12 protein-coding genes are annotated in these 11,967 nt (G+C 70.2%); 10 read left to right on the plus strand and 2 right to left on the minus strand.

Annotation, left to right across the window (positions count from 1 at the left end; all coding sequences use genetic code 11):
• Positions 1 to 166: 166 nt before the first annotated feature.
• A complete protein-coding gene (locus K6U06_RS24275; protein WP_262324575.1) occupies positions 167 to 2,329 on the minus strand; it encodes a S9 family peptidase in 2,163 nt (720 codons plus the stop codon).
• Between the two features lie 60 nt (positions 2,330 to 2,389).
• On the opposite strand from K6U06_RS24275, the gene K6U06_RS24280 reads away from it, so the two are divergent.
• The 3 genes from K6U06_RS24280 to K6U06_RS24290 all read left to right on the plus strand — a co-directional run bounded on the left by K6U06_RS24280 (position 2,390) and on the right by K6U06_RS24290 (position 4,015).
• Complete coding sequence (locus tag K6U06_RS24280) at positions 2,390 to 2,680, plus strand: hypothetical protein (protein WP_262324576.1); 291 nt, start codon at positions 2,390 to 2,392, stop codon at positions 2,678 to 2,680.
• A complete protein-coding gene (locus tag K6U06_RS24285) occupies positions 2,680 to 3,726 on the plus strand; it encodes an LLM class F420-dependent oxidoreductase (protein ID WP_262324577.1) in 1,047 nt (348 codons plus the stop codon). The genes K6U06_RS24280 and K6U06_RS24285 overlap by 1 nt, the downstream gene beginning before the upstream one ends.
• A 97-nt stretch (positions 3,727 to 3,823) precedes the next feature.
• Positions 3,824 to 4,015 carry a hypothetical protein gene (locus K6U06_RS24290; protein WP_262324578.1) on the plus strand — a complete coding sequence of 64 codons (192 nt, stop codon included), beginning with the start codon at positions 3,824 to 3,826 and terminating at the stop codon, positions 4,013 to 4,015.
• Positions 4,016 to 4,081: 66 nt separating this feature from the next.
• Here the strand turns inward: K6U06_RS24290 and K6U06_RS24295 are convergent, their stop codons facing one another.
• Positions 4,082 to 5,596 carry a WS/DGAT/MGAT family O-acyltransferase gene (locus K6U06_RS24295; protein ID WP_262324579.1) on the minus strand — a complete coding sequence of 505 codons (1,515 nt, stop codon included), beginning with the start codon at positions 5,594 to 5,596 and terminating at the stop codon, positions 4,082 to 4,084.
• A 75-nt stretch (positions 5,597 to 5,671) separates the two neighbouring features.
• Between K6U06_RS24295 and K6U06_RS24300 the strand changes: the two genes are divergently transcribed.
• The 7 genes from K6U06_RS24300 to sufC all read left to right on the plus strand — a co-directional run bounded on the left by K6U06_RS24300 (position 5,672) and on the right by sufC (position 11,700).
• Positions 5,672 to 6,670 carry a patatin-like phospholipase family protein gene (locus tag K6U06_RS24300; RefSeq protein ID WP_262324580.1) on the plus strand — a complete coding sequence of 333 codons (999 nt, stop codon included), beginning with the start codon at positions 5,672 to 5,674 and terminating at the stop codon, positions 6,668 to 6,670.
• Positions 6,671 to 6,756: 86 nt separating this feature from the next.
• On the plus strand, positions 6,757 to 8,157 hold the full coding sequence (sufB, locus tag K6U06_RS24305; protein WP_262324581.1) for a Fe-S cluster assembly protein SufB: 1,401 nt from the start codon (positions 6,757 to 6,759) through the stop codon (positions 8,155 to 8,157).
• A 59-nt stretch (positions 8,158 to 8,216) separates the two neighbouring features.
• Positions 8,217 to 8,579, plus strand: coding sequence for a hypothetical protein (locus tag K6U06_RS24310; RefSeq protein WP_262324582.1), 363 nt, complete (start codon positions 8,217 to 8,219; stop codon positions 8,577 to 8,579).
• 113 nt (positions 8,580 to 8,692) lie between these two features.
• Positions 8,693 to 9,160, plus strand: a complete 468-nt coding sequence (locus K6U06_RS24315) for a DUF3592 domain-containing protein (RefSeq protein ID WP_262324583.1) — start codon at positions 8,693 to 8,695, stop codon at positions 9,158 to 9,160.
• A 148-nt stretch (positions 9,161 to 9,308) separates the two neighbouring features.
• Positions 9,309 to 10,604, plus strand: a complete 1,296-nt coding sequence (locus K6U06_RS24320; protein WP_262324584.1) for a SufB/SufD family protein — start codon at positions 9,309 to 9,311, stop codon at positions 10,602 to 10,604.
• Positions 10,601 to 10,909: a Rieske 2Fe-2S domain-containing protein gene (locus K6U06_RS24325; RefSeq protein ID WP_262324585.1), complete on the plus strand. Its 309-nt coding sequence runs from the start codon at positions 10,601 to 10,603 to the stop codon at positions 10,907 to 10,909. Before K6U06_RS24320 ends, K6U06_RS24325 begins: the two co-directional genes overlap by 4 nt.
• 11 nt (positions 10,910 to 10,920) lie before the next feature.
• Positions 10,921 to 11,700, plus strand: coding sequence for a Fe-S cluster assembly ATPase SufC (gene sufC, locus K6U06_RS24330; protein ID WP_262324586.1), 780 nt, complete (start codon positions 10,921 to 10,923; stop codon positions 11,698 to 11,700).
• Positions 11,701 to 11,967 lie beyond the last annotated feature (267 nt).

Below are 11,967 nucleotides of genomic sequence, written 5' to 3' on the forward strand. Positions count from 1 at the left end.
GTAACCTCATCATCCACCCGTGGCCTCCTGACCTGTTGCCTTCGACAGCACTCAGGTTGGTGAGGCCACGGGCCCCACTGGTGGACCCTCAACCAGGACCCCCCACCTAAAGGATCAAGAGCCTTCAATCCTTGACCTTTGGGGTGATCCGTGCCTTATGTACCGCCTACTGGGTGATGTCCACCGATGTGAGGATAAATGCCTGTACGCGCGCTTCGTCCCGCCAGACGTCGTAGCGACCCGACGCTCCCTGATGCCCGGCGCCCATCTCGGTGCGGAGCAGGGTGAGGCCGCCGTCGGTGCGCGCCGCCCTGAGCTTGGCCACCCACTTGGCCGGCTCCCAGTAGCCGACCCTCGGATCGTTGAGCCCCCCGGTGACATAAAGCGCCGGGTACGCGCCGGCCACCACGTTGTCGTAGGGCGAGTAGGACTTCATCGCCTGGTACGCCGCCGGGTCCTCGAGCGGGTTGCCCCACTCCTCCCACTCCGTGACGGTGAGGGGCAGCGACGTGTCCGACATCGTCGTCACCACGTCCACGAACGGCACCTCGGCGACCACCGCCCGCCACAGGTCCGGGCGCAGGTTGGTCACCGCCCCCATGAGCAGGCCGCCGGCGCTCCCGCCGCGTGCCACCAGACGGTCGGGGGAGGTCCACCCGGTGGCTACCAGGTGCTCGGCGCACGCGATGAAATCCGTGAAGGTGTTGGACTTGTGCTCGAGGCGGCCCTGCTCGTACCACGACCGGCCCATTTCCCCACCTCCTCTGATGTGGGCGATGGCGAAGGTGAAGCCCCGCTCGAGGAGGTTGACCCGCGTCGGCGAGAACGCCGGGTCGATGGTGATCTCGTAGGACCCGTAGCCGTAGAGCAGGCACGGGGCGCTCCCGTCGAGAGGCTGGTCCTTCGGGGCCACCAGCGAGATCGGGATGCGCGTCCCGTCCGGGGCGGTCGCCCATATCCGCTCGGTGCGGTACTCCTCGGCCCGGTAGCCCCGGACCGGCTGCACCTTGACCACCGTCCGGGCCCTGGTCGTGACGTCGTAGTCGATGCTCGACATCGGCGTCACCAGCGACGTGTAGCCGTAGCGGAAGTTCGACGTGTCCCACTCGCCGTTAGCGCCGCCGCCGAGGCTGTACACCGGGTCAGGCTGTTCGATCAGGTGGTCCGGGCCGAACACCTCCCCCGATGCGTGCTCTGCGCCCGTCAAGGGCAGCACCCGCAGCTGCTCGAGCCCGCCGGCCCGCTCGCTCAACACGACGTGGCCGGCGAAGGCGTCGACCCCGTCGAGCTTGGTCCCGGGCCGGTGAGGGACGAGGATCCTCAGCTGCGCGGGGTCCTGGCTGCCCACCGGAAGGCTTCCCAGAGCGAAGTCGGTCGCGCCGTTGTCGTTGGTCCGCACCAGCCACACGTCTCCGGCGCCCGCCACGACGGCGTGCTCTACGTCGTACTCGACGCCCTGGCGGCGGGGGAGGACCACCACCGGGTCGGCGTCGGGTCGAGCCGCGTCGATCCAGCGAGCCTCCGAGGTCATCTTCGACTCGAGGTGGACGACAACGAAGCGCTCCGAGCGGGTGAGCTCGACGGAGAGGAAGAATCGCTCGTCGTCCTCCTGGTGCACCAGGGTGTCGCCGGCCGGGTCGGTACCCAACGTGTGGCGCCACACCTGGAACGGGCGCATCGCCTCGTCGAGGCGGACATAGAAAAACGTCGCGCTGTCGCGGGCCCACGCCGATCCGTAGGACACGTCCTCCACCACGTCGGGGAGGTCGCGGCCGGTTCCGAGGTCCCGGAAGCGGAGGCGGTAGCGCTCCGAGCCGTCAGTGTCCGCGGCGTAGGCCAGCAAGGTGTGGTCGGGGCTGAGATCCCACACTCCGAGAGCGAAGAAGTCGTGGCCTTCGGCCAGCGCGTTCTCGTCGAGCACCAGCTGGCCGGCTCCTGGGGTGGCCTTCGCGTCGGCGAGGGCGTCGGTGGCGCCGGCTAGGACGACCGCCGCGTCGAGCAGGTGGTCCGGATCGGCGCGGCGCCAGTAACTGCGGTACTGGCTGCCCTCATCGGTGCGGGTCCAGTACCACCAACCCCCGAGGCGCGACGGGCTGCTCACATCGGTCTCGACCACCCGGGCTTTGATCTCCTCGAACAGCCGCTCCTGGAGCGCCGCGGTCGGGGCGAGCACCGCGTCGGTGTAGGCGTTCTCCGCCTCCAGGTACTCGATGACCGCAGGATCCTCCCGGTCCGCCAGCCAGTACCAGTCGTCTTCCCGGACGTCGCCGTGGGCATCCAGGCGGTGGGGTCGGCGGGGGGCGGCAGGCGGAGTCGGTTCGGCAGGCATGCGGGTCAGCTTGCCCCATGCCGGCTGCGGGTCGGCGCCCAGGGGTGCTAGCACGGAGGCGTGCCAGGGATCGTTTGCTGCGACCAAGACGAGGCGGCGGCCGCGGTCGCCGCCGGCGCCGATGTGGTGTTGCTCACCTCGGAGCCGGTACCAGCGGCCGTCGCCGGCCGTGCTGGCGGCGCCGCTGCCGGTCGCGCCGGCGGCGCCGCCAGGGGCGGCCGCCTGGCGGTGTTCATCGGGGATCCGGCGTCGCCGGCGGACCGGGCGGCAGCCGCCGAGATGGCGACCGAACTGTTCGCACGGGATAATCCATCCCGGTCATCGCAGGAACCAACCCCGGGAGGGCATTGATGCAGATCAGCATGCAGCTGGACTACGCGGGCAGCTTCAAGAAGGCAGCTGCCAACGTGGCCGAGCTGGAGAAGGCCGGCCTGGACCTGGTGTGGGTAGCCGAGGCGTACAGCTTCGACGGGGTCAGCGTCATGGGCTACCTGGCGGCCAAGACCGAGCGGGTGCAGATCGCGTCGGGCATCCTGCCCATCTACACCAGGACGCCGACGCTGCTGGCGATGACCGCCGCCGGCCTCGACGCCCTATCCGACGGCCGTTTCGTGCTCGGGCTGGGCGCGTCGGGCCCGCAGGTCATCGAGGGGTTTCACGGCATCGCCTACGACGCCCCCCTCGGGCGGACCCGGGAGATCATCGAAATCTGCCGCAAGGTGTGGGCCCGGGAGGCGCCCCTGCGCCACGACGGGAGGTACTACCACCTGCCCCTGCCAGAGGGCGAGGGCACCGGCCTCGGCAAGCCGCTGAAGATCATCGGGCACCCGAGGCCTGACATCCCGGTGTGGATCGCGGCGATCGGCGAGAAGAACGTCGAGCTGGCCGCCGAGGTGGCCGAGGGCTGGCTGCCGATCTTCTTCGTCCCCGAGAAGGCGCGCGACGTGTGGGGCAAGTCCCTGGAGGCCGGGATGGCCAAGCGGGCACCCGAGCGGGGCCCACTGCAGGTAGCCGCCGGAGGCCTCCTGGCCATCGGTGAGGGCGACGACGTAGTCAAGCTGCGGGACCTCGCCCGCCCGCAGCTGGCCCTCTACATCGGCGGGATGGGCGCCCGGGGCAAGAACTTCTACAACACCCTGGCGCAACGCTACGGCTACGAGAAGGAAGCCGCCGAGATCCAGGACCTGTATCTCGACGGCAAGAAGAGCGAAGCCGCGGCCAAGATCCCCGACGAGCTGGTCAGCGGGCTGAGCCTGGTCGGACCGAAGAGCTTCGTCGCCGAGCGGATCGAGGCGATGAAGGAGGCGGGCGTCACCCACCTGAATGTGATCCCGGCTCCCGTCGGCGACCAGACCGCCGCCGGGCTGATCGCCACGGTCAAGGAGATGGCCGGCTAGCGCGCCGCCTCGGCTCCCGGGCTGGCCCTCCCCGCCGGCGGGGATCGGCCGCCGGGAGCTTTGAGGCGGCGGGGCCGGTGTGCCTACACTCACCGCCATGGTCCCCGCGGCGATCAAGGCGCCCCTCGACTACGGCTTCGCCATGGCGGTGTCGGTGATGACGATCGTGTTCAGCTTCTTCTGCGATCCTCGCTCGACGGGGTGGATCGTCTTCGCGGTGGGCGTGGTCATGGCCGTCAGCGTCCTCGTCGCCGCGGTCCGCCCGGTACCCCGCGACGACCGCTCCTGAGGGCCTCCTCGCCTTCTGGCGGCTACCCGCCGCCGTCCTGACGGTCACCCGTCGCCGTCCTGACGGTTAGTCGCCCCGGACCGCTCTCAGCCGCGGGCGCCCGGCGGCTGCCATCTCGGCGGCCGCCGGCGTCCGGTCGGTACGGCTTCGATCCGTGCGGGTCAGGTCGAGGACCGGGGTGTGGCCCGCCGCGGTGAGCAGCTCGTCGATCCCCGCCGCGATGCCGCCGGCGAGCACCTCCAAGTCCGGGTTGGCGTCGAAGTCGGCGCTGATGCCGAACGTCACGTTGCCGTCGTAGGAGAAGATCGCCACGCTGGTGCGCAGCTGGGCGCCGAGCGGGGCGTAGGGGTAGGCCCGGATCATCTTTCGACCCCGCGCGTACAGCGGCAGCTGCGGGCCCGGGACGTTGGTGGTCAGAGTGTTTACGGTGCGCTGCGGCAGCCTGGTGCCGATCCTCCCCGCCGCGGCCAGCAACGCCGGAGGTGCGAAACCGGTCAGCTCGGTGAGGCGCTCGCCGGCCATCGCGTGGCGTGACTCCTTGAGCCCCTCCATCTGCACTGCGATGGCTGCCAGGCGCTGGCGAGGGTCGTCCATGCCGACGGGGAGCTCGGCGAAGATCGCCGACACCCGGTTGTCGTAGGTGCCGTCCCCGATCGCGGTACCCCGGTCGTTGCGGGCCCGGACCGACACCGGGACCATCGTGCGGATGCTCCGCTCCACCGACTCCCCCCGCGACAGCAGCAGGTCCCGGAACCCCCGGGTGATGGCGGCCAAGACGACGTCGTTGAAGGTCCCGCCCAGGCTCTGGCGGATCGCCTTAACGTCCGCCACGGTGGAGTCGACGGTCATCCAGCGCCGGTGAGGGCCGAGCGGCCCGTTGAGGCTGGTGTGAGGCGTCGAGCGCCCGACCACCCCCGCCGCGGCCCACAGGCTGCGCATCACCTGCGCGGTGTCGGCCGCCGCCCGGCGGGGTACCCGGGTCACCGACCGCAGCACCCGCAGCTGCTCGAACGGGCTGGTCATCGTCGACACGACCGCCTCGGCGGCCAGCTGCAGCGACGACGGCCGAGGGCGAGGCACCCACTCCGCCGGCGGCTCGATCGGCGCGTCGGGGGTCAGGTCGAGCACCACCGCGAGCATGTCGGCGCCCGACACCCCGTCCACCATGCAGTGATGGGTCTTGGAGATCAGCGCCCAGCTGTCGTCCTGTAATCCCTCGACGATCCAGTGCTCCCACAGCGGCTTGGAGCGGTCGAGCTGCTGGGACATCACCCGGGCCACCAGCCGCCACAGCGCCTCCTGCCCGCCGGGGGAGGGGATCGCGGTGTGGCGGATGTGGTACTCGAGGTTGAAGTGCGGGTAGTCGACCCACACCGGTCGGCCCAAGTCGCCGGGGACCGCCTGCACCACCTGGCGGAAGCGGGGCACCAGGTGCAGCTTGCCCGCGACGGTTGCCAGCATCTCGTCGTAGGCCGGGGGCGGCCCCTCAAAGACGCACACCGCACCGATGTGCATGTGGCTCACGTCGTCCTCGATGTGGAGAAACGATGCGTCCAGCGGGCTCAGCCGGTCATGGGTCATTTGCCCTCCCCTCGCTCCTCTATTCGTACCACTCCGATCACCCCGCGACGGACGGCTCCTCCTAAGGTCGTCTCGATGGCGCGCATCGGACTGGTACTAGGGGCTGGGGGATCGGTCGGCCTGGCCTTCCACGGCGGGGTCCTCGACGCCATCTCCCATGCGACGGGCTGGGATCCCCGCACCGCCTCCGTGGTGGTCGGCACCTCCGCCGGGTCGCTCACCGCCGCACTGCTGCGAGCCGGGCTGCCCGCCGGTGACCTGGCTGCCATCTCCGAGGACCGGCCGCTGTCGCCGGCCGGGGAGGTGCTGCGCCGGGGGTCGCCGCTGCACAACCCGCGGGTGTCGCTCGGGGCGTTCCTCAAGACCCGCCCCTTCGCCGACCCCCGGGCCATCGTCGAGGGCCTGCTCCGGCCTTGGAAGCGCCGTCCCGCCGCTCTCGCCGCGGCACTGCTGCCCGCGGGCGCCATCTCCACCGACGCCATATCGAGCGGTTTGGACGCCTTCTACGGGGCCCGGTGGCCGGAGCTGCCGACATGGCTGTGCGCGGTGCGGCTCTCCGACGGGCGGCGGATCCCCTTCGGTCGTCCCGGCTCGCCTCCCGCCACCGTCGGCGCCGCGGTGGCGGCGTCGTGCGCCATACCCGGCTACTTCACCCCCGTCAGGATCGGCGGCGCCCGATACGTCGACGGCGGAGTGCGGTCCATGCTCAACCTCCCCCTCGTGCGGGAGATGGACTTGGACCTGGTGATCGTCAGCGCGCCGATGGCCTGCGCGTCCCGCTGGCCCAGCGCGACCGCCGACGCCCCGCTCAGGTGGCTGCTACGCGCCCAGCTGGAGCGGGAGGCGGGGCGGGTCCGCCGCCGGGGGATCCCGGTGCTGGCGCTCAGCCCGACCCAGCAGGTGGCCCTCGCCATGGGCGTCAACGCGATGGACGGCCGCCGGCGGGCCACCGTCTCTCGCCTGGCCCGCAGCTCAACGCTGCGCTACCTGGAGCGCAGCGACGCCGGCCGTCAGATCGCCGAACTGCTGTCCGCCCCGAGCGCAGCGTTCACCCCCCGGGTGGTGGGCGGCTAGGCCGGGGACGAATCGGTCTCCGCCGTACCCGGGAGAGGTTGTTACTATCTACGTAGGAGAAATCCCTCCACTTGGAAGGTGACGTGATGGCAACCTCGGAACTCGACCTGGGCCGCTACAAGCTGGGCTGGAGCGATGTCGAAGACTTCTACGTCTACAAGCCGAAGAAGGGCTTGACGGAGGAGATGATCCGCGAGATGTCGTGGATGAAGGGCGAGCCGGAGTGGATGACCAACCGCCGCCTGACCGCCTACCGCTACTTCCTGAAGCGGCCCATGCCCAACTGGGGCGGGGACATGTCGGGCATCGACTTCTCGGACATCTTCTATTACATCAAGCCGATCGACAAGCAGGTCAGCGCCTGGGACCAGCTGCCCGAGTCGGTCAAGGCCACCTACGACAAGCTCGGCATCCCCGAGGCCGAGCGCAAGTACCTCGCCGGCGTCACCGCCCAGTACGAGTCCGAGGTCGTCTACCACCGCAACCGGGAGGACCTCGAAGCGCAGGGCGTCTTGTTCTGCGACATGGACACCGCGCTGCGGGAGTACCCGGACCTGGTCAAGCAGTACTTCGGCAAGGTCATCCCCGCCAACGACAACAAGTTCGCGGCGCTGAACACCGCGGTGTGGTCCGGCGGCAGCTTCATCTACGTCCCGCCGGGCGTGAAAGTCGAGATGCCGCTGCAGGCCTACTTCCGCATCAACACCGAAAACATGGGCCAGTTCGAGCGGACCTTGATCATCGCCGACGAAGGCGCCCAGGTGCACTACATCGAAGGCTGCTCGGCGCCGGTCTACACCTCCGACTCGCTGCACTCCGCGGTGGTGGAGATCGTCTGCAAGGAGTCCAGCCGGGTCACCTACACGACCATCCAAAACTGGTCCAACAACGTGTACAACCTGGTCACCAAGCGGGCCCGCTGCGACGCCGAGGCCCACATGGAGTGGATCGACGGCAACATCGGCAGCCGCCTGACCATGAAGTACCCGGCGGTCTACCTGATGGGACCCAAGGCCTCCGGCGAGGTCCTCTCGGTGGCCTACGCCGGTGCCGGACAGCACCAAGACGCCGGCGCGAAGATGGTCCACGCCGCCCCGGAGACCACCTCCACGATCATCTCCAAGTCCATCTCCAAAGACGCCGGGCGCACCTCCTACCGCGGCCTGGTCCGCTTCGAGGAAGGCGCCCACCACTCCAAGTCGTTCGTGCGATGCGACGCCCTGCTCCTCGACGACCTGTCCCGCAGCGACACCTACCCCTACATCGAGGTGGGGGAGCAGGACGCCCAGGTCGGCCACGAGGCCACCGTCTCCAAGATCGGTGACGACCAGCTCTTCTACCTGATGAGCCGCGGGCTCTCCGAGCAGCAGGCCATGAGCATGATCGTCAACGGGTTCATCGAGCCGGTGACCCGGACCCTCCCGATGGAGTACGCGGTCGAGTGGAGCCGCCTGATCGAGCTGCAGATGGAAGGCTCGATCGGCTGATCGCCCCGCCGGCGCATTCCGGCGGTCGATTGGGCCGTCGGGGATGGCACCATGGCAACGTGCCGATGCGAGAGGACTGCAAGTTCTTCCAGAGCCGCACGTACCGCTCAGGTGACGTGGCCCGCTTCTGTGCGCTGGATTTGGCGCCGGAGGCGCCGTGGCGCTGCCCGGCGGACTGTCCCCGCTACGAGAAGCGCATCGGCGACGCCGGGTTCTCCCGCGGCACGCTGATCGAGCCGCCGCTCGGCCCCGAGCCGGACCTCCCGGTGGGCGTCGGGGAGCTGCTCGACTCCGCCGAGGACATCATCAACGCGGCCGGCCCCGAGATCATCGCCGAGCAGCGCCGGCGCGAGCAGGAGGAAGAGGCTCGCAGCGAGGCGTGGTGGCGCAAGCTGCGCCGGTCCTCCCGCTGGCGGCGCTGACCTCTGCGCCGTTGCCGGTGCCGGCCCTCCGGCCGGTGCTGACCGCTCGGCGCTGTGCCCGCCCTCCGGCCCGGCGCTGACCGCTCGGCGCTGGTGCCGGTAGGATCGAGGTGATGACCGGAGCGGTAGCCCTCGCCATCGTCTTGGTGATCGCCGTCGCCGGGATGAGCTTGGCCATGCAAACCCAGCGTCCCGTGCAGTCGCCCCCGCGGCCGCAAGGCGCCGGTCCCAGGCGCGTTCGCGAACGGCGCCCCTCGCCGACACCCCCGCCGCCGCCTCCTCCGCGCCCGGCGGACCCCGAGCCGGAGTGGAAGGGACCCGAGCTGCTTCGCACCGGCGCCAAGGCCGAGGCGAAGGTCGTGTCCGTCGTCGACGAGCGAACCCTCGGCCCGGTGACCCGTAGCCGCCTGGTGCTCGGCCTGTCGGTCGGTGGCCAGGAATGGGAGGTCACCGTCCGCCACGCCTTTCAGACGCCAGACTCCCGCTCCAAGGTGAAGGTCGGGGGCACCGTCCCCGTCCGCTACAACCCCGACGACCACACCAAGGTGGTGCTCGACCCCGACCGGGAGGGCGGCAGCTAGAAGCGGATGCCCTTGCCGGCACCCGCCGAAGCCTGTCCCGAGCGGGTGGGGGCTTGGCCGCTTTTGCGGCTCACCCCGTAGACTGACCCGTCCGGCGCACCACCTGACGGCCGAGGAGCCCGAACTGCCTTCCTTCACCACTGACGCCGTGGCCGGCCTGCCCGGCCCCGCCTGGCTGAGCACCGCCCGTACCGCCGCGTTCGAACGCTTCAGCGCCACCCCGCTGCCGACCGAGGCAGCCGAGGAGTGGCGCTACAGCCGTATCGCCGAGCTGGACCTAGAGCGGTTCGCTCCTGTCTCCCACGGGGAGCAGGCCGGCGCGGCGGCGCCCCCCGCCGGACTGTCAGCCGACGTGCTCGAAGCGCTGCTGCTCGCCTTGGCCGGCGCAGTCGTCGTCGAGGTCGGCGGAGACGGCACCGTAGCGGTGACCGGCGCTCACCCTGCGGTGTCGGTCACGGACCTGTCAGGCGTCGACGCGCCCGAGGCGCCTCTCGGGGCCATCGCCGGCGAACCGGATTCGCTGGTCAGCCTCAACCTCGCCCTGTCGTCCGCGCCGGTCGTGATCGACGTGGAGCGCACTCCAGACGGCGACGAACTGCCAACCGTGGTCGTGGTCCATCGCGTCGGCGCGCCCGGCGCCGCGGTGTTCCCGCGGCTGCTGGTGCGGGTGGCCCGCAACGCCGACGCGTCGGTGGTGGAGGTGCTCGCCGGCGGCGGCGAGGACGACGAGAGCCTGGTCGTGCCGGTGACGGAGCTCGAAGTAGGCGACGCCGGGCGTCTCGGCTACGTGCACGTGCAGCTCCTCGGTCACAAGGTCTGGCAGCTGGCGCTGCACTCCAGCTCCGTCGGCCGGGACGCGACCCTGACCTCGGCCGCGATCTCCCTCGGCGGCGATTACGCCCGAGTCCGCACCGACTCCTCGCTGGTGGCGCCCGGCGGCACCTCCAAGCTCCTGGCGGTGTACTTCGCCGACGGCCACCAGATGCACGACCTGCGCACCAAGCAGGATCACCGCGCGAGGCAGACCACCTCGGACCTGTACTTCAAAGGCGTCGTCGCCAACCGGTCCCGGTCGGTCTACACCGGGCTCATCCGGGTGGAAAAAGGCGCCCGGGGGACGAACGCCTTCCAGACCAACCGGAACCTGGTGCTTCACGAGGGAGCCCACGCCGATTCGGTGCCTAACCTCGAGATCGAGGACAACGACGTGAGCTGCAGCCACGCCTCGGCTGTCGGGCCGGTCGACGCCGACCAGCTCTTCTACCTGGAGAGCCGGGGGGTGCCCACCGAATCTGCCGAGCGGCTCATCGCTCTCGGCTTCCTCGACGAGGTCCTGGACCGCCTACCGACGCCGGCGCTGGTTGCGCCTCTGCGCCTGGCGCTGGCCGCCAAGCTGGACGAAGCCGAACGCATCGAGACCGCCATGACAGGGGTGCAGGAATGAGCGAGATCCGGATCCCCGTTTCTGACGTAAAGCCCGGAACCGCCGTGCGTCTTGACGTCACAGCCGGCGGTGTCTGCCTGGTGCGCATCGAGGACAGCTTCTACGCCATCGGTGACCGCTGCAGCCACGCCAACGTGTCCCTCTCGGAGGGCCAGATCGATCCAGACGAGCGCTGGATCGAATGCTGGAAGCACGGCAGCGCCTTCTCCCTGGAGGACGGCCAGCCGCAGTCGCTACCGGCGGTCGCCCCGGTACCGGTCTACGAAGTCGTCGTCGAGGGCGACGAGGTCGTGGTGAGGTACTGATGAGCACGCTCGTGATCGAAGGCCTGCGGGCCACCGTTGCCGGCCGGGAGATCCTCCGCGGCGTCGACCTCACGGTCAACAGCGGCGAGGTCCACGCCGTCATGGGCCCCAACGGCGCCGGCAAGAGCACCCTCTCGCACGTGCTCATGGGCCGCCCCGGATACACCGTGACCGGTGGCCGGGTGCTGCTCGACGGCACCGACCTGTTGACCCTCCCCACCTGGAAGCGGGCACAGGCCGGGCTATTCCTCGGCATGCAATACCCGATCGAGGTCCCGGGCGTGTCCCTGCGCGACGTCCTGGCCGAAGCGTTCACCGCTGCCGGGCGCGACGCCTCCCAGGTGCCGGCCCTGGTCGGCGCAGAGGCAGCGCGGGTCGGGTTCGACGAGCGCTTCCTCCTCCGGTCGATGAACGCCGACCTCTCCGGTGGTGAGCGCAAGCGCAACGAGACCGTCCAACTCGGCGTGCTCAACCCCAAGTTCGCGGTCCTCGACGAGATCGACTCCGGGCTCGACGTGGACGCGCTGCGAGCGGTGGCCCGGCGCGTCGAGGCCGCCACCACCGAATCGGGTCTCGGTGTGCTGGCCATCACCCACTACACGAGGCTGCTCACCGAACTCCACCCCGACCGGGTGCACGTGCTCTCCAAAGGCCGGATCGTAACCAGCGCCGGCCCGGAGCTGGCCGAGGAGCTCGAGACCACCGGCTACGCCGGCTGGGCAGAGGACGAGGAGCAGGCCGCCTCCACCGCGTCCCGCCCCGCCGACCCCTTCGCCGACCCCCTCGCCTGACGGTCCCAGGGCCGACCGCAGAGAGGCTGAGCGCGCCGGCGGGGCGGTTAGCCGCGGATGCTGAGAGAGCAGGTGTCGCTAACCCGTGCTGGGGTGCGGGTTTGCGCCACTTGCTCTCTGGGGGTGGCCGTGGGGTGGTTTGTTGGGTGGGGTTAGTGGGTGATGACGGCTTGGATTTGTTGGATGGGGAGGTTGGGGATTTGGGCGGTGGTTTGTAGTTGTTGGAGGGTGCCGTGGTTGGTGGCGAGGGTCCAGGTGGCGGTCCAG

This window comes from Acidiferrimicrobium sp. IK (assembly GCF_025499425.1).
Taxonomy (GTDB): Bacteria; Actinomycetota; Acidimicrobiia; order Acidimicrobiales; family Palsa-688; genus Acidiferrimicrobium.

What these genes read in the sequence shown, in the direction of transcription:
- K6U06_RS24275 (WP_262324575.1), bottom strand. Translation starts at nt 2,329, where the DNA reads ATGCCTGCCGAACCGACTCCGCCTGCCGCCCCCCGCCGACCCCACCGC.
- K6U06_RS24285 (WP_262324577.1), top strand. Translation starts at nt 2,680, where the DNA reads ATGCAGATCAGCATGCAGCTGGACTACGCGGGCAGCTTCAAGAAGGCA.
- K6U06_RS24290 (WP_262324578.1), top strand. Translation starts at nt 3,824, where the DNA reads ATGGTCCCCGCGGCGATCAAGGCGCCCCTCGACTACGGCTTCGCCATG.
- K6U06_RS24295 (WP_262324579.1), bottom strand. Translation starts at nt 5,596, where the DNA reads ATGACCCATGACCGGCTGAGCCCGCTGGACGCATCGTTTCTCCACATC.
- K6U06_RS24300 (WP_262324580.1), top strand. Translation starts at nt 5,672, where the DNA reads ATGGCGCGCATCGGACTGGTACTAGGGGCTGGGGGATCGGTCGGCCTG.
- sufB (WP_262324581.1), top strand. Translation starts at nt 6,757, where the DNA reads ATGGCAACCTCGGAACTCGACCTGGGCCGCTACAAGCTGGGCTGGAGC.
- K6U06_RS24315 (WP_262324583.1), top strand. Translation starts at nt 8,693, where the DNA reads ATGACCGGAGCGGTAGCCCTCGCCATCGTCTTGGTGATCGCCGTCGCC.
- K6U06_RS24325 (WP_262324585.1), top strand. Translation starts at nt 10,601, where the DNA reads ATGAGCGAGATCCGGATCCCCGTTTCTGACGTAAAGCCCGGAACCGCC.